Origin of the sequence: Streptomyces sp. NPDC020490 (genome assembly GCF_044335305.1) — a bacterium.
Taxonomy (GTDB): Bacteria; Actinomycetota; Actinomycetes; order Streptomycetales; family Streptomycetaceae; genus Streptomyces.
In genome coordinates, this window is sequence record NZ_JBIRUY010000019.1 from 65531 (window position 1) to 82022 (window position 16492).

General features: G+C 70.0%; 14 protein-coding genes. 4 read left to right on the plus strand and 10 right to left on the minus strand.

The window, feature by feature from the left end; all coding sequences use genetic code 11:
* Positions 1-150: 150 nt before the first annotated feature.
* The 3 genes from ACH4ZX_RS20800 to ACH4ZX_RS20810 all read right to left on the minus strand — a co-directional run bounded on the left by ACH4ZX_RS20800 (position 151) and on the right by ACH4ZX_RS20810 (position 3125).
* Entirely contained in the window at positions 151-1374 is a 1224-nt protein-coding gene (locus tag ACH4ZX_RS20800; protein WP_398274556.1) for an Ig-like domain-containing protein, read from the minus strand.
* A gap of 232 nt (positions 1375-1606) precedes the next feature.
* Positions 1607-2644: a P1 family peptidase gene (locus ACH4ZX_RS20805; protein WP_398274559.1), complete on the minus strand. Its 1038-nt coding sequence runs from the start codon at positions 2642-2644 to the stop codon at positions 1607-1609.
* Entirely contained in the window at positions 2634-3125 is a 492-nt protein-coding gene (locus ACH4ZX_RS20810; protein WP_398274562.1) for a low temperature requirement protein A, read from the minus strand. Before ACH4ZX_RS20810 ends, ACH4ZX_RS20805 begins: the two co-directional genes overlap by 11 nt.
* Positions 3126-3149: 24 nt before the next feature.
* Between ACH4ZX_RS20810 and pflB the strand changes: the two genes are divergently transcribed.
* Genes pflB through ACH4ZX_RS20825 form a run of 3 tightly spaced genes read left to right on the plus strand, consistent with a single transcriptional unit; the run spans position 3150 to position 6522 of the window.
* Positions 3150-5450, plus strand: a complete 2301-nt coding sequence (gene pflB, locus ACH4ZX_RS20815; RefSeq protein ID WP_398274565.1) for a formate C-acetyltransferase — start codon at positions 3150-3152, stop codon at positions 5448-5450.
* A 12-nt stretch (positions 5451-5462) separates the two neighbouring features.
* Positions 5463-6290, plus strand: a complete 828-nt coding sequence (gene pflA / locus ACH4ZX_RS20820) for a pyruvate formate-lyase-activating protein (protein ID WP_360743514.1) — start codon at positions 5463-5465, stop codon at positions 6288-6290.
* Positions 6291-6333: 43 nt separating this feature from the next.
* On the plus strand, positions 6334-6522 hold the full coding sequence (locus ACH4ZX_RS20825) for a hypothetical protein (RefSeq protein WP_398274568.1): 189 nt from the start codon (positions 6334-6336) through the stop codon (positions 6520-6522).
* A gap of 43 nt (positions 6523-6565) precedes the next feature.
* Here the strand turns inward: ACH4ZX_RS20825 and mscL are convergent, their stop codons facing one another.
* From mscL to ACH4ZX_RS20855, 6 genes are all read right to left on the minus strand, one after another.
* Positions 6566-7048, minus strand: coding sequence for a large conductance mechanosensitive channel protein MscL (gene mscL / locus ACH4ZX_RS20830; RefSeq protein ID WP_398274571.1), 483 nt, complete (start codon positions 7046-7048; stop codon positions 6566-6568).
* A 138-nt stretch (positions 7049-7186) separates the two neighbouring features.
* On the minus strand, positions 7187-7726 hold the full coding sequence (locus ACH4ZX_RS20835) for a hypothetical protein (RefSeq protein ID WP_398274574.1): 540 nt from the start codon (positions 7724-7726) through the stop codon (positions 7187-7189).
* A gap of 209 nt (positions 7727-7935) precedes the next feature.
* A complete protein-coding gene (locus ACH4ZX_RS20840; protein ID WP_398274577.1) occupies positions 7936-8778 on the minus strand; it encodes an S-methyl-5'-thioadenosine phosphorylase in 843 nt (280 codons plus the stop codon).
* A gap of 79 nt (positions 8779-8857) precedes the next feature.
* Entirely contained in the window at positions 8858-9151 is a 294-nt protein-coding gene (locus ACH4ZX_RS20845; protein WP_398274580.1) for an FmdB family zinc ribbon protein, read from the minus strand.
* A 67-nt stretch (positions 9152-9218) separates the two neighbouring features.
* Positions 9219-10511, minus strand: a complete 1293-nt coding sequence (locus ACH4ZX_RS20850) for an MFS transporter (RefSeq protein ID WP_398274583.1) — start codon at positions 10509-10511, stop codon at positions 9219-9221.
* A gap of 464 nt (positions 10512-10975) precedes the next feature.
* Positions 10976-12511 carry a potassium/proton antiporter gene (locus ACH4ZX_RS20855; protein ID WP_398274764.1) on the minus strand — a complete coding sequence of 512 codons (1536 nt, stop codon included), beginning with the start codon at positions 12509-12511 and terminating at the stop codon, positions 10976-10978.
* A gap of 228 nt (positions 12512-12739) precedes the next feature.
* Between ACH4ZX_RS20855 and ACH4ZX_RS20860 the strand changes: the two genes are divergently transcribed.
* Positions 12740-15589, plus strand: coding sequence for a penicillin acylase family protein (locus tag ACH4ZX_RS20860; protein ID WP_398274586.1), 2850 nt, complete (start codon positions 12740-12742; stop codon positions 15587-15589).
* A 180-nt stretch (positions 15590-15769) separates the two neighbouring features.
* Here the strand turns inward: ACH4ZX_RS20860 and ACH4ZX_RS20865 are convergent, their stop codons facing one another.
* Complete coding sequence (locus ACH4ZX_RS20865; protein WP_398274767.1) at positions 15770-16372, minus strand: 5-formyltetrahydrofolate cyclo-ligase; 603 nt, start codon at positions 16370-16372, stop codon at positions 15770-15772.
* Between the last annotated feature and the right edge of the window lie 120 nt (positions 16373-16492).

Sequence of the window (16492 nt, forward strand, 5' to 3'; positions counted from 1 at the left end):
CCCCTCGGTCGGACATCGTGTCCGGGAACCGAGAAAACGTACGCCCGGAAAACGCCCGGGCCGCGCGAGTTGTTCCCCGCGCGGCCCGTGGATCCGCCAAAAACCGCTGTGCGCCCGGCACTTGGGCCGATCAGGCGCGCAGTGCCGTGACTACGCCGCGCTGGCCGCGGTCCACTCGCTCCACGACAAGTTCCAGCCGTTGAGCCCGTTGTCCGGCGCCACCGTCTTGTCGGGAGAGTTCTTGACGATCACGACGTCACCGATGAGCGAGTTGTCGTAGAACCACTTCGACGGCGTGGCGCCCTGCGCGCCCTCCACGTCCGCGAGCCCGACGCAGCCGTGGCTGGAACCCACCCTGCCGAACGGCGGGTTGCCCCTGTTGTACCAGTAGTTGCCGTGGATGAACGTGCCCGACGACGTCAGGCGCATCGCGTGCGGCACGTTCGCGATGTCGTACTCGGAGCCCAGGCCGACGGTCTGGCTGTTCATGCGGGTCTGCAAGAACTTCTCGGAGATCACCATCTGCCCGTTGTACGTGGTGTGCTGAGGGTCGCCCGTCGAGACGGGCACCGTCTTCAGGGTCTTGCCGTCCCGCACCACCGTCATCGTCTGCGTGGCGGTGTCGACGGTGGAGACCTGCGAGCGCCCGATGGTGAAGGTGACGGTCTTCTTCTGCACCCCGTAGACGCCGTTCGCGCCCTCAACGCCGTCCAGGTCGATCTTCATCGTGACCTTGGAGCCGGCCTTCCAGTACTCCTCGGGCCGGAAGTCGAGCCGCTGCGACCCGAACCAGTGCCCCACCACCTCCTGCCCGCTGCTCGAGGTGACGTCGATGTGCGACTGCACGGCCTTCTTGTCGCTGATCGCCTTGTCGAAGGTGAACGACACCGGCATCCCGACACCGACCGTCGTGCCGTTGTCCGGCGTGTACGTGCCGATGAAGCTGTTCCCCGAAGAGACGGTCGTGAAGATGGAGTTGGCCGCGGACGTGTGGCCGCCCGCATTCTTGGCGGTCGCCGATATCTGGTACTTGGTCCCGCGCTCCAGCTGCTCCTTCGGCTTCCAGCTGGTGCCGTCCGCGGACAACGAGCCCGGCACGGTCTGTCCCGTGCCCGCCACCGTCATCTTCACCTCGGTCAGCTTGCCTCCGCTGACCTTCACCCCGGTCGTGTTGATCGACGCGCCGGTCGATCCGTCCTTCGCCGAGATGACGATCTTCGCTGCCGACGTCTTGGAAGCACTCCTGCCGCCCTTGCCGTCGGTCTTGGAATCGGCTTTGGCGTTCCCGCCGCAGGCGGTCAGGGTGAGGGCGCCGACCATCAGGGCGGCACAGGCCCCCAGTGCGCGCCGCGCTGCTATGTCCGGCGTTGTCACGGGCTGCTCCAGGTTCGTGTGATGTGCGTGATCCGCTCCAGTGCGTGGAGAAAGAGGGCGGCAGCGGCCGGAGAGGTTCCCGCCGCTCGCCCGGAACGGCGACACGTGACAGAACCGGGACAATCGCAGGCGTGCGGCGCGTCCGCACACGCCGGTGCTGCGAGCCGCGGCTCCCCGCCCACCTGCCCGCCCCCGCCCCGGACGGCGTGCGAGCGAGCGCGCCCCCGCCGTGTCACGCCCTCCCGTACAACTCCGCGTACGACGGCCACACTCCACCCGGCCCGTCCACCGACTCCGCGGCTCGCACGGCGCGCACGATGGCGCGGGTCACCACGTCCGCGCCGGCCGCGAGGATCTCGTTCAGCGCGAGGAGGTTCTCGGCGTCGAGGGGGCGCAGGGGGCGCGCCCCTGTCGCCAGCGCGAACACCGTGTCCCCGTCGTTGAGCAGGTGCACCGGTCGTACGGCGCGCGCGATGCCGTCGTGCGCCGTGCCGGCCAGCTTCTGCGCCTGCGCCTTCGACAGGTCGGCGTCGGTGGCGACCACGGCGAGTGTGGTGTTGAGCGGGGGGCGCCCGTTCGCCGCCGCGATGTCGGTGAGGCGCCGGCGCGCGGCCGCATGGACGCGCGCTTCCGGATAGTTCACGCGCCCCTGGAACAACTCCCCGTACAGCACGCCCGTCTCGGGATCCATCGCCGACCCGGCCGCATTGGCCACCACCAGCGCGGCCACCGTGATCCCGGACTCCAGTACGACGCTGGCGCTGCCGACCCCGCCCTTCAGCGCGCCCACGGCGGCTCCGGCACCGGCACCCACGCACCCTTCCGGCACTCGCGCGCCCGAGCCGCTCTCCGCCGCCGCCTCGACCGCGGCGCGGCCGGTGGACGCGTCCGGCCGGGCGGAGAAGTCGCCGCCCCGCCCCAGATCGAAGACGCACGCGGTGGGCACCACCGGCACGACATGGGCGGGATCGGTCCCGACGCGAACGCCACGCCGCTGTTCTTCCAGCCAGGCCATCACCCCGGACGCCGAGTCGAGCCCGTAGGCGCTCCCGCCCGTCAGCACGATCGCGTCGACCTTCTGCACGAGATTGCGCGGGTCGAGGGCGTCGGTCTCCTTCGTCCCGGGGCCGCCGCCCCGTACGTCCACGGCGGCGACGGCCCCGCCCTCCGGCGCGAGCACGACCGTGGTGCCGGTGAGCCAACCGGCGCCGATACGCGTCGCATGGCCCACTCGCACGCCTGCGACGTCCGTCAAAGCGTCAACTGTCATGGCCCCAGTCTGGCCCGGCCCGCCGCGCGGACGGCCGTCTCATGCGCCGTCCGGCCCCACCCCCCGCTCGCCGCACCTCTCCCCGCGCCGCCCGCCCCTTCGCGGGAAGCCCGAAGTCCATCCACGCCCACCAGACGGCGAGCAGGACTCCTGCGGATCTCAGCGCCGCCGCACCCGCGTGCCCGGCTGCGGCGGTGTCCAACAGTGAGACGCCCGCCTGGGCGAGAGTCACGGCGAAACAGAGATCGAGAAACAGTTCGAGTGCGCCGCGCGTCGAGCGTCCAAGCGCCGCGGCCGACCGGCCGAGTGTCTTGTGAAGCATTTCACAAGACGTCGGCCTGTCGCTTCTCCGGCGAATAGGCCAGGTCAGACCCTTCGCGCCGGAGACTGATCGATTATCGATAGGACCTTTGGACCCCGATAGGGGACCAACGCGACTCCCGGACGCGCCCTCACTGACGTGCAATGGAATCGACCCCATGAAGCGATGTGGAAGGTGCGGGCCATGACTGCCACTCCTGCGGAGACCACCAACGTCACTCCCGCCGCGCCCCGGACGGCGCCGGAGCCGTCGGCGCAGGGAGGCGCCTGGGCCGGCTTCCGAGGCGGCCTGTGGCGCGACGCCATCGACGTCCGGGACTTCGTGCAGCACAACTACACCCCCTACGAGGGCGACGGCGCCTTCCTCGCCGGACCCACCGAGCGCACCACCAAGGTCTGGAACAAGCTCCTCGCCATGTTCCCGACCGAGATCGAGCGCGGCATCTACGACGTCGACGCCAAGACGCCCTCCCGCATCGACGCTTTCGCCCCCGGCTACGTCGACCGCGACCTCGACCTCATCGTCGGCCTCCAGACCGACGCCCCGCTCAAGCGCGCCATCATGCCCAACGGCGGCTGGCGCATGGTCGAGGGTGCCCTCAACGCCTACGGGTACGAGGCCGACCCCACCGTGCGGGAGATCTACACCAAGCTCCGCAAGACCCACAACGACGGTGTCTTCGACGCCTACACCCCCGAGATCCGCGCCTGCCGCTCCTCCGGCATCATCACCGGCCTCCCGGACGCCTACGGCCGCGGCCGCATCATCGGCGACTACCGTCGCGTAGCCCTCTACGGTGTGGACCGGCTCATCGCGGCAAAGCGAGCGGACAAGCTCGCCCTCGAAGTCGAGTGGCCGAGTGCGGAGGTGATCCAGGAACGCGAGGAAGTCGCCGAGCAGATCCGCGCCCTCCAGGAACTCAAGGCGATGGCTCTCTCCTACGGCTACGACATCTCCGGCCCCGCCCGGACCGGCCGTGAGGCCATCCAGTGGCTGTACTTCGCCTACCTCGCCGCCGTCAAGGAGCAGAACGGCGCCGCCATGTCGATCGGCCGCATCGACGCCTTCCTCGACATCTACCTGCAACGGGACATCGAGGCCGGCGTGCTCACCGAGGCCGCTGCCCAGGAGCTCATCGACGACTTCGTGGTCAAGCTGCGCATCGTCCGCTTCCTGCGCACCCCCGAGTACAACGAGCTCTACTCCGGCGACCCCACCTGGGTCACCTGGTCCATGGGCGGCATCGGGGACGACGGACGGCCGCTGGTCACCCGCACCACCTTCCGCGCCCTGAACACCCTCTACAACCTCGGCCCGGCGCCCGAGCCCAACCTCACCGTCTTCTGGTCCCCGCGCCTGCCCGAGGGCTTCAAGAAGTACGCCGCCCGGGTCGCCATCGACACCAGCGCCCTGCAGTTCGAGTCCGACGAGCTGATGCGCCCCAAGTACGGTGACGACACCGCCATCGCCTGCTGCGTCTCCGCGATGGCCATGGGCAAGCAGATGCAGTTCTTCGGCGCCCGCGTCAACGTCGCCAAGGCCCTGCTGTACGCCATCAACGGCGGCCGCGACGAGAAGTCCGGCAAGACGGTCGTCGAGGGCTTCGAGCCGATCACCGACGAGTACCTCGACTACGACACGGTCCTCGCACGCTACGACGCCATGCTCGGCTGGCTCGCGAAGACCTACGTCCACGCGCTCAACGTCATCCACTACATGCACGACAAGTACGCCTACGAGCGCCTCGAGATGGCTCTGCACGACCGGGCGATCCTGCGCACCATGGCATGCGGCATCGCCGGCCTGTCGGTTGCCGCCGACTCGCTGTCCGCCATCAAGCACGCACGCGTGAAGGTGATCCGGGACGAGACCGGCCTCGCCGTCGACTACGTCATCGAGGGCAGCTACCCGGCCTACGGCAACAACGACGACCGGGCCGACTCCATCGCCCAGTGGATCGTCCACGAGTTCATGGAGAAGGTCCGCCGGTACCCGACGTACCGCAACGCGGTGCACACCCAGTCGGTCCTGACGATCACCTCGAACGTCGTCTACGGCAAGAAGACCGGCAACACGCCCGACGGCCGCCGCGCGGGCACCCCCTTCGCGCCCGGCGCAAACCCGATGAACGGGCGTGACGAGCACGGATACATCGCTTCGGCGCTCTCCGTCGCCAAGCTCCCGTACGACGACGCGGAGGACGGCATCTCGCTGACCAACACGATCACCCCGGACGCCCTCGGCCGCACTCCCGAGGAGCGCGTCGCCAACCTCTCCGGCGTCCTGGACGGGTTCATCGCCAGCGACGGCTTCCACATGAACGTCAACGTGCTCGACAAGGCGACCCTCGAGGACGCGATGGAGCACCCCGAGAAGTACCCGCAGCTGACCATCCGGGTCTCCGGCTACGCGGTCAACTTCATCCGCCTCACGCGCGAGCAGCAGCTCGACGTCATCAACCGCACCTTCCACGGTTCGCTGTAAGGGAGCATGGCGATGACCACGCTTCATCCGCCGGCGTCGGCTCTGCCGACGCCGGCCGGCGGGCCCGTTTCCGCGGCGGCCACCCCGGCCGCCGCGGCGACCCGCCGCCCGGTCGTCGGAACCGTCCACTCGTGGGACCTGTCGACCGGCGTCGACGGTCCGGGCACCCGCTTCGTCACCTTCCTGTCGGGCTGCCCGCTGTCCTGCCTGTACTGCCACAACCCCGACACCTGGCGGATGCGCGACGGAAAGCGCACCACCGCCGACGAGATCGTCGCCGAAGCCCGCAAGTACACGCGGTTCATCGCGGCCGCCGGCGGCGGCGCCACCATCAGCGGAGGAGAACCGCTGCTGCAACCCGTGTTCACCGGCGAACTGCTGCACCGCTTCAAGAACGAACTCGGCCTGCACACCGCCCTCGACACCTCGGGCTTCCTCGGCGTTCGCGCCACCGACGCCCTCCTGCGCGACACCGACCTGGTCCTGCTCGACATCAAGTCCTGGGACCCCGCCACCTACCGCAAGGTCACCGGTCGCCCCCTGCGCCCCACCCTCGACTTCGCCCGGCGTCTCGCCGACCTGGGCCAGGAGGTCCACGTTCGCTTCGTGCTCGTGCCCGGACTGACCGACGCCCCCGACAACATCGACGGAGTCGCCGCCTTCGCCGCCTCCCTCGGCAACGTCACGCGCGTCGACGTCCTGCCCTTCCACAAGCTGGGCGAGGCCAAGTGGCAGGCGCTCGGGCGGCCGTTCGTCCTGCACGACACGCCCTCCCCGACCGCCGAGCAGACCGCTGTGGCCAGGAGCATCTTCGCGGCCCACGGCCTCAACGCCGTCTGAGCCGCCGGGACCCGGCCCGCGCTCGGAGCCGTACTCTGGACGCATGAGCACCGCCCCCGAGCCCGAGTCCGAGCCGCGCGAGCCGAAGGCCTCGCTGATCTTCGACGACCCGTTGGACCAGCAGTCCTCGGACGACACGGACCGCGGGTGGGGCGAGCGGCCCGGCCCTGACGGCGGTGACGCCTCGGACCTGAAGCGCTTCCTCGACGAGAAGCCGCCCCACCACCTCTGAGCCACGCGGGCCACGGTCCGCCATGCACGGCGGGCCGCTGTCCCTACCGCTCGTCGGGCACTGTCCCGCGTCCGCGCTGGGCGACCAGGGCGTCGCGGATCTCCTTCAGCACCTCCAGCTCGGTCACCTCGATGACCTCGTGCGTGCCCTCCCGCGCCTTCCGGCGGGCCTCCTGCCGTGCCAGGTACTTCGACATCGGCAGGACCATCAGGAAGTAGACCACCGCCGCGGTCGTCACGAAGCTGAGCGTCGCACCGAGCACGGAGCCCCACATGATCGGTATTCCGCTCTTCACCGTGCCGTCCGCGGCCACCTGGCACGGATCCTCCAGGCACGAGCTGTAGCCGTCCAGGCTCTTCGTCCCGATCGCACCGACGAGCGGATTGATGATCCCCTTCACCACCGAGTTGACGATGTTGGTGAACGCGGCGCCGATGACCACCGCCACTGCCAGGTCGACGACGTTCCCGCGCATCAGGAAGGCCTTGAAGCCCTGCCAGACGCTCGGTTTCTTCTTCTCGCTCACCGCGGGGCCTCTCCTCGCACGCACAGGGTGTGGAACAAACAGCTCCGCAACCTACGTCAAGGCGAGGCGCGCCGGTACGGCCGGGTGGCTTCCAAGAGGGACTTGACGGCATTTCACGCAGGATGCGGAAGATCCTGTTCAGCACAGCGTCACCGCCAACCGGGCCGCCGCGCCCGCACCCGCGAGGCGCGCCGCGGTCGACCGGGGCACCGAGAGCACGACCAGCGCGCCGCTGTCGGCCGCACCGTCCAGGGGTTCCGGCACCTGTACGACCCGAGCCCCGCGCGCGACCACACGGGCATCGCCGCCCGTCGCCGTCTCCTGCGCGGCGATGACGTCCACCCGGTCGCCCGGCCGCAGCAGGCGGACCGTGGCCGCGTCGGCGATCCGCACCGGAGCGGACACCGTCTCGACGGCACGATGCCTGCGGACGGGATCCGCCACCGGATGCCCGCGCGCCCGGTCGGCGTCCCGCGGCACGGCCGCCACCAGCGCGGCCGCGGTCACGGCGAGGCCGGCCGCCAGTGCCCGCCTCCGGTGCCCCAGGAGCCGGCGCAGCTGGTACCGCCCGCCGCGCACCCGCACGGGAGCGAAGTGCGGAACCTCACACGTGGCGGGAGCGTCCGCGCCGGGCGGGCGCGGAGGGGACGGGGAGGGGGACGGAGGGGGCAGGGACATCGCGGATCACCACCTGCGAAGAGGAATCGGCTGACGGGCCCACGATGAGGCTTCGCGCCGCCGCTCGCCGGAGCCGGTGGATTACCGACGGGTTGTGGACAACCTGCCCACCCGCACGAGGGAACGAGTGGACGATTGGACGAGTGAACGAGCGCATGCGCGCTGTCAGAGTCCCGCCGTAACCTCCCCCGGTTCCCCGTTTCCGCTCCCTACGGCAGACCGAAGCCCGGATCCATCCCGCCCAGCGCGTTCCTGCACAGGCAGTCCCGCTCCTCGTTCGCGGGCAGGCCGGCCACCACGTCGAACAGCACGCCGCGCAGCCGGTCGACGTTGGCCGCGAACACTCGCAGCACCTCTTCGTGCGAGACGCCCTCGCCGGTCTCGGCGCCCGCGTCGAGGTCGGTGACCAGCGTCATGGACGTGTAGCAGAGTTCGAGTTCACGGGCGAGCGCCGCCTCGGGATGACCGGTCATGCCGACAATGGACCAGCCCTGCGCCTGGTGCCACAAGGATTCGGCGCGGGACGAGAAGCGGGGCCCCTCGACCACGACGAGTGTGCCGCCGTCCACCGGCTCCCAGTCCCGGCCGCGTGCGGCCTTCAGCGCTGCCGTGCGCCCCGCGGGGCAGTAGGGGTCGGCCAGGGAGACGTGCACGACGTTCGGGACGGTCCCGTCGGGAAGCGGCAGCCCGTCGAAGTACGTCCCCGCCCTGGATTTCGTACGGTCGACGAGCTGGTCCGGCACGAGCAGCGTGCCCGGTCCGTACTCGGGGCGCAGACCGCCCACCGCGCACGGGCCGAGGACCTGGCGCACCCCGACCGACCACAGCGCCCAGAGGTTGGCCCGGTAGTTGATGCGGTGCGGCGGCAGGTGGTGGCCGCGTCCGTGCCGGGGCAGGAAGGCGACCCGTCGGCCCGCGACCTCGCCGAGGAACAGGGAGTCGCTGGGCGGTCCGTAGGGGGTGTCCACCTGTATCTCGGTCACGTCGTCGAGGAACGAGTAGAAACCGGAGCCGCCGATCACGCCGATCTCGGCGTTCGCCTTGTTCGCCATGCTCCGCACCCTAGCCGCCACAGGAAGCGCCGAAGACCCTGCCGTCGGATGACGACAGGGTTCCGCAAGAAATGGTTGCCTACGCGGCGGAGCTGCTGGAGGTGGAGCCGGTGCTGGACGGCTTCGCGTCCGAGGACGACGAAGAAGACGTGGACGTCGAAGGCTTCGAGGACGCCGGCGAGCTGCTGGACGACGAGCCGCGGCTGTCGTTCCGGTAGAAGCCGGAACCCTTGAAGACAATGCCGACCGCGGAGAACACCTTCTTGAGGCGGCCACCGCAATTGGGGCACTCGGTCAGGGCGTCGTCGGTGAACTTCTGCACCGCCTCGAGGCCCTCGCCACACTCGGTGCACTGGTACTGGTAGGTGGGCACTGTCTTCCTCCTGGCACTCTCACTCAATGAGTGCTAACGAGGCTCCATAGTGACGCATTCCTGAGGATCAGTCCACTGCGACGGCCTCGCGGTGACCGACGCCACGTGCGACGGTCACCTGCCTGGGCCGGGCCGCGAGCCGCGAGCGGAGGGTGAGAAGGGTCACGAGGGCGAGCATCGTGCCGCCCATCGGGACGAGGAATCCGGCGCCGTCGCGGAGACGGTCCTCCAGCTGTCCGGCGACCGTGACGGCGGCCGCCTGGCCGAGCGCCACCGCCCCCGTCAGCCAGGTGAAGGCCTCCGTGCGGGCGCCGGCCGGCACCAGGCCGTCGACCAGTGTGTAGCCGGTGATCAGCGTCGGCGCGATGCACATGCCGACGAGCAGGCCGAGCCCCGCGAGGAGCGGCACCGAGTGCGCGGCCCACAGACCGGAGGCCGCCAGCGCCAGCGCGCCGTACCCGACGACGAGACGTTGCCGCGGAGCCGCCTTCCAGGCGATCGCACCGCAGACGACGCCGGAGAGCATGTTGCCCGCGGCGAAGATCCCGTACAGCACGCCGTTCAAGCCGGGCTCGCCGATCGACTCGGTGAACGCCGCCAGCGAGACCTGCATGCCCCCGAAGACGGAGCCGATGCCCAGGAAGGCGACGACGAGCACGCGCACGCCGGGCACACGCAGAGCCGACTCGTACTTCACGCGCGCGTGCCCGGCGCCGGTCACCGCGGGCTCCGTGTTCTTCTGCGCCGCGAACAGCAGGCCGCCGAGCAGTGTGAGCCCGGCTTCCGTCACCAGGCCCGCGGCCGGGTCCACGGCGGTGCACAGGGCGGTGGCCAGCAGCGGGCCGACGACGAAGGTCAGTTCGTCCGTGACCGACTCGAACGCCGCTGCAGTGGTCATCAGGGGCGAGTCCTGGAGCCTCATGCCCCAGCGGGCGCGCACCATCGGCCCGATCTGCGGCACCGAGGCGCCGGTGGGCACGGCCGCCGCGAACAGCGCCCACAAGGGCGCGTGTCCCAGTGCGAGCGCCGTCAGCGTCAGGCCCGACAGCGCGTGCAGCGCCACGCCCGGCACGAGTACGGCGCGCTGCCCGTACCGGTCGGCGAGCCGGCCGCTGAAGGGCGCGAACAGCGCCATGGAGACGCCGGTGGCCGCCGCGGCGGCGCCCGCCGCGCCGTACGAGCCGGTGGTGTGCTGCACGAGCAGCACGATGGAGATGGTGAGCATCGCGAACGGCTGCCGCGCCGCGAAGCCCGGGATCAGGAACGTCCAGGCGCCGCGGGTGCGCAGCAGTTGCCCGTATCCCGGACGGGAGGATTCCGACGAGTCCTTCGACGACTCGCTGGTGACCGTGGATGCCACGGCCCGTGCCTTTCCGCCGCCTGGTAGCGCGCCGTTGCGGAAGCGCCGAGAGCTGTCCTCATGCGCGGACTGCGGTAGATGCCGGCGCTGATGCGAGGAGCGTCCCGGCCGCCATACGGTCGCGCCAGCTCTGCGTCAGGCAGAGTTGGTTCGATCAGGGTGCGCCTTCATCATACAAGGATCACGGTCGATGGGCCTGTGAAAGCGAGCACCATGAACCCATCAGCCTGCGATTGCCGGGGTGGTGAACCGTATGAAACACGCCCTTAACGGAAGGCTGCGCCGTTCTGCGCGCCGTGCACGCCCCTCAGGCCCGTGCACGCCCCTCAGGCCCGTGCACGCCCCTCAGGCCCGCGCACGTCCCTCAGGCCCCCGCGCGGACCAATACGGCCGACGCCCGCACACGCGCCCGCGAATGGCCGCCGCGCCGCGCACGCCCGGCGCGAGCGCGACGCCCCCCGCCCTCAGCTCCTCGCCTCCGCGCCGTTCGCCCCCAGCCATCCGGCCAGCTTTCCGCCGCGCCCCACGGCGCGCAGTCGGCGCTCCGCCGCGTCCCGCACCGGGTCGGTGGCGACGACGAGGAGTTCGTCCCCGCGCCGCAGCACCGTCGCGGGAAGCGGGACGAACGATTTTCCGTCACGTACGACGAGCGTGACGGCGGATCCGGCCGGCAGGCGCAGTTCGTTGATCTCGACGCCGTGCATCTTCGACCCCTCGGGGATGGTGACGGACAGCAGATGTCCGCGCAGCCGCTCCAGGGGCGCCGACTCGATGCCCAGGTCGGCCGCCTCACCGCTCTTGCCCAGGCCGAGGGTGCGGGCGACCCAGGGCAGCGTCGGCCCCTGGATGAGGGTGTAGACGACGACCAGGACGAAGACGATGTTGAAGATCCGGCGGCTGGTGTCGACGCCCTCCACCATGGGGATCGTCGCCAGGATGATGGGCACGGCGCCGCGCAGTCCGGCCCAGGACAGCAAGACCTGCTCCGACCGGGGCACCCGGAAGGGTGTGAGACACGCCACGACGCTGAGCGGACGCGCCACCATGGTCAGCACCAGCCCGATGACGAGGGCGGGCCAGACGTCGTCGCCCAGGTCGTGCGGGGTGACCAGCAGGCCGAGCAGGACGAACATGCCGATCTGGGCGATCCAGCCGAGCCCTTCGGCGAACCCGCGCGTGGCGGGCCAGTGCGGCAGCTTCGCGTTGCCCAGCACCATCGAGGCGAGGTAGACGGCGAGGAAGCCGCTGCCGTGCGCCAGCGCGCCCGCCGCGTACGCTGTGACGGCGATGGCCATGACGGCGATGGGGTACAGGCCGGAGGCGGGCAGGGCCACGTGCCGAAGGCCCCAGGAGCCGAGCAGGCCCACCGCGAGGCCGACGGCGGCGCCGATGGCCAGCTCGAGGGCTATCTCGCCCAGCAGCGCGTACCAGTGGTCGATCGGGCCGGCGGTGGAGAAGGCGACGACCAGGATGACCACGGGTGCGTCGTTGAAGCCGGACTCGGCCTCCAGGGTGCCCGTCACGCGCGCGGGGAGAGGTATTTTCCGCAGCACCGAGAAGACCGCCGCCGCGTCCGTGGAGGACACGACCGCCCCGATGATGAGCGCCTGCCGCCACGGCAGCCCCGTGAGGTAGTGCGCCCCCGTCGCGGTGACTCCCACGCTGACCGCGACCCCGACCAGCGCCAGCGCGGAGGCGGCAGGCAGGGCCGGCCTGACCTCCTTCCACTTCGTGCCCAGACCGCCTTCGGCGAGGATCACGACAAGGGCGGCGTATCCGATGACCTGGGTCAGTTCGGCGTTGTCGAAGTGGACGTGGCCGATTCCGTCCTGGCCCATGAGGACCCCGATCCCCAGGTACACGAGCAGGCTGGGGAGCCCGCTGCGCGAGGAGATCCGGACCGCTGCCACGGCGACGAGCAGGACGAGCGAGCAGACGAGCAGAAGCTGGTTGAGGTGGTGGACAGTCAGCGGCCGTTCCCTTCGACGGCTCGCGCGCATCCCGCGCGGGAGCTCTCGTACATAGGACACGAAGCGGGGTAACTCCGCACCCAAGTACTTCGTTACCTTACCTAACTCTTGACGATCTCTTGACGCTCGCACGGCAAGATCGAACGCTCATCCGGGCCGGTTCGCGACTCCGCGTCAAGTCGTGTCGGGCCCTGCGCCTATGGTTGCTCCAGCACTCCAGGACCGCCTGCCGCTCGCGTTAGGACAGCAAGGACAGCGATGCCCCCCAACACCACCGCCTCAACGGGTCAGCAGCCCGGCAAGTCCGGCAGGAAGAAGGGGCGCAGAGCCCGCCTGCTCGTCCTCGTCCTCGTGCTGGCCGTCGTCGGAGGCGTCGCGTACGGGGCGTACTGGTCAGTCAGTACGGTCCGGGCCTCCTTCCCGCAGACGAAGGGCTCGGTCACCATCGAGGGCCTGTCGGGCCCCGTGGACGTCAAACGCGACGGCTACGGCATCCCGCAGATCTACGCCTCCTCCGAAGAGGACCTGTTCATGGCGCAGGGCTACGTGCAGGCGCAGGACCGGTTCTACGAGATGGACGTGCGCCGTCACATGACCTCCGGGCGCCTGTCGGAGATGTTCGGCAAGAGCCAGGTCGGCAACGACGAGTTCCTGCGCACGCTCGGCTGGGACCGGGTGGCGAAGAAGGAGTACGACACCAAGCTGTCGGCCTCCACGAAGAAGTACCTCCAGGCGTACGCCAAGGGAGTCAACGCCTACCTCAAGGGCAGGGACGGCAAGGAGATCTCCCTCGAATACGCCGCCCTGGGCTTCACCAACGACTACAAGCCCGAGAAGTGGACCCCGGTCGACTCGGTCTCCTGGCTGAAGGCGATGGCCTGGGACCTGCGCGGCAACATGCAGGACGAGATCGACCGCGCCCTGATGACCAGCAGGCTCGGCCCCAAGCAGATCAAGGACCTGTACCCGGACTACCCGTACAGCCGCAACAAGGCGATCGTCCAGGAAGGCCAGTACGACGAGCTGACGAAGACGTTCCAGAAGGCCGGCAGCACGTCGACCGCCGGGACGTCCACGAGCGGTACGACGGGCACGACCGGCACGACGGGTACGACCGGCACCACCGGCACGACGGGTACGACCGGTACGACGGGCACGACCGGTACGACGGGCACGGCCTCGCCCGCCTCGGCGACCGGGTCCTCCGCCCTGGAGAGCCAGCTGTCGGGCCTCTACGACGTCCTGGACGACGTGCCCGCCGCGGTCGGGGTGAACGGCCAGGGCATCGGCTCGAACTCCTGGGTCGTGGCGGGGAAGTACACCATCACCGGCAAGCCCCTGCTGGCCAATGACCCGCACCTGTCGGCCTCGCTGCCGTCCGTGTGGTACCAGATGGGCCTGCACTGCCGGACCGTCTCCAGCAAGTGCCGGTACGACGTCACCGGTTACACCTTCGCCGGCATGCCCGGCGTGGTCATAGGCCACAACCAGAACATCGCCTGGGGCATGACGAACTCCGGCGTCGACGTCACCGACCTGTACCTGGAGAAGCTCAGCGGCGACGGCTACCTGTACGACGGCAAGGTGAAGCCCTTCACCACCCGCGAGGAGACCATCAAGGTCGCCGGCGGCCAGTCGAAGAAGATCGTCGTCCGGGAGACCAACAACGGGCCCCTGCTGTCCGACCGCGACAACGAGCTCGTGAAGGTGGGCAAGAAGGCCACCGTCGACACCGCGGCGCCCGACCGCGGCGACGGCTACGGCATCGCCCTGCGCTGGACCGCCCTCGACGCGGGCACCACCATGGACGCCGTCTTCGCGATGGACAGGGCGGCCGACTGGAGCGGCTTCCGGGCCGCCGCCACCCTGTTCGACGTGCCCTCGCAGAACCTGATCTACGCCGACACCAAGAACCACATCGGCTACACGCTGCCCGGGAAGATCCCCCTGCGTGCGCAGGGCCACGACGGCTCCATCCCGGCGCCCGGCTGGGACTCCAAGTACGACTGGACCGGGTACATCCCGCAGGACGCGCTGCCCTACGAGTTCGATCCGGAGCGCGGCTACATCGTCACCGCCAATCAGGCCGTCGTCGACGAGGACAAGTACCCCTACACGCTCACCACGGACTGGGGCTACGGCACTCGCAGCCAGCGCATCACCGACCTGATCGAGTCGAAGATCAAGGGTGGCGGCAAGATCTCCACCGACGACATGCGCCAGATGCAGATGGACAACAGCAGCCAGATCGCCAGGCTGCTCGTGCCCAAGCTGCTCAAGATCGACATCGATGACAAGGCGGTCCGCGACGCGCAGGAGCTGCTCGAGGGCTGGGACTACACCCAGGACGCCGACTCGGCCGCGGCCGCCTACTTCAACGCCGTCTGGCGCAACATCCTCAAGCTCGCCTTCGGCAACAAGCTCCCCAAGGAGCTGCGGGTCAAGGGGCAGTGCCTGTGGGTCGACCCGGTCAACACCACCGGCCCGGTGGACGACACCGAGAAGGTGCGGGAGTGCGGCCAGCGCGACGCCGACCAGGCGCAGCCCGACGGCGGCGACCGCTGGTTCGAGGTGGTCCGCAACCTCATGGACGACGAGAACAGCGACTGGTGGAGGACCCCGGGCGGGGTCGGTGACCGCCCGAAGGCCGAGAACCGCGACCAGCTGTTCAAGCGCGCCATGATCGACGCTCGCTGGGAGCTGACCGCCAAGCTCGGCAAGGACACCGACACCTGGAGCTGGGGCCGGCTGCACCGCCTGTTCCTGAAGAACCAGACGCTCGGCACCGAGGGCCCCGGCTTCCTGCAGTACGTCCTCAACCGCGGACCCTGGAAGCTCAGCGGTGGCGAGGCCACGGTCAACGCCAGCGGATGGAACGCCGCCGGAGGCTACGGCGTCGTGTGGGTGCCGTCGATGCGGATGGTGGTCAACCTCGGCGACCTCGACAAGTCGAAGTGGATCAACCTCACCGGAGCGTCCGGGCACGCCTACAGCGCCCACTACACCGACCAGACCGGCAAGTGGGCCAAGGGCGAACTGCTGCCGTGGTCCTTCTCGGGCGACGCGGTCGACAAGGACACGAGCGACACGCTGGTACTGAAACCGTGAGCCGTCCCCGGGGCTGAAGCCGTGAGCCGCCCCCGGGCTGAGGCCGCGAGGCGCGCGAAAGGGCCTTCCACACACGAGTGGAGGGCCCTTTCGCGCGCCGGGGCGCGTGCGTGGGAGTGCGCGCCGGGCGCGGTAGGTGTGCGCGAGGTGCTCGACGGGCGGCGCGCGCCCGCCGGACGGTCACGCGCCGCCGCTGCCGTCCTCATCACCACCGAAGCGACGCACGCCCGACGGCGTCACCACCGCGTGCACCGGACGGTCGTGCGCCTCCTCCGGCACGCGTGCGACGACTTCCGAGTCGTAGAGCAGCACCAAGAGCGCGGGGCGTGCGCCCGCGCGTTCCAGCCGGGCGAGCACACGGTCGTACGATCCTCCGCCGCGCCCCAGCCGCAGCCCGCGCGTGTCGACCGCCAGCCCCGGCAGCAGCACCACGTCCGCCTCGGCCACGGCATCCGGCCCCAGCCGGTCGCCGACCGGCTCGAAGAGCGCCATCTTCCCGCCGTGCCGCACCCGCGCAAGGGAGCCCTCGCCGGCGTACGCACCCCAGTCCAGATCGTTGTCCGGGAGGAGCACCGGGAGCAGTACGCGCACGCCCCGCGCGCGCAGCGCGTCCAACAGGGCGACAGTTCCCGGCTCGCTGCCCACCGAGACGTACGCCGCCACCGTGCGCGCGTGCGCCAACTCCGGCAGTTCGAGGGCGCGCCCGGCCAGCGCGTTCGCCGCCTCCTGCACGTCATCCGCGGTCAACCTGCTTCTCACCGTCAGGATCTCTCGCCGCAACATCCGCTTGCCAGGCTCGGCAGCACGTCCGATGTGACTCACAGGTCGTACCTGTACCTTTCCTAATGCGCTCAAATAAGGGCCAATTAACCGGAGCTACAGATTCCTTGCAAAGGCACCGGA

Coding starts and splice junctions, on each gene's coding strand:
- ACH4ZX_RS20865 (WP_398274767.1), bottom strand. CDS start 16,372: ATGTTGCGGCGAGAGATCCTGACGGTGAGAAGCAGGTTGACCGCGGAT.
- ACH4ZX_RS20825 (WP_398274568.1), top strand. CDS start 6,334: ATGAGCACCGCCCCCGAGCCCGAGTCCGAGCCGCGCGAGCCGAAGGCC.
- ACH4ZX_RS20805 (WP_398274559.1), bottom strand. CDS start 2,644: ATGACAGTTGACGCTTTGACGGACGTCGCAGGCGTGCGAGTGGGCCAT.
- ACH4ZX_RS20855 (WP_398274764.1), bottom strand. CDS start 12,511: ATGCGCGCGAGCCGTCGAAGGGAACGGCCGCTGACTGTCCACCACCTC.
- ACH4ZX_RS20860 (WP_398274586.1), top strand. CDS start 12,740: ATGCCCCCCAACACCACCGCCTCAACGGGTCAGCAGCCCGGCAAGTCC.
- ACH4ZX_RS20810 (WP_398274562.1), bottom strand. CDS start 3,125: ATGGGGTCGATTCCATTGCACGTCAGTGAGGGCGCGTCCGGGAGTCGC.
- ACH4ZX_RS20840 (WP_398274577.1), bottom strand. CDS start 8,778: ATGGCGAACAAGGCGAACGCCGAGATCGGCGTGATCGGCGGCTCCGGT.
- ACH4ZX_RS20835 (WP_398274574.1), bottom strand. CDS start 7,726: ATGTCCCTGCCCCCTCCGTCCCCCTCCCCGTCCCCTCCGCGCCCGCCC.
- pflA (WP_360743514.1), top strand. CDS start 5,463: ATGACCACGCTTCATCCGCCGGCGTCGGCTCTGCCGACGCCGGCCGGC.
- pflB (WP_398274565.1), top strand. CDS start 3,150: ATGACTGCCACTCCTGCGGAGACCACCAACGTCACTCCCGCCGCGCCC.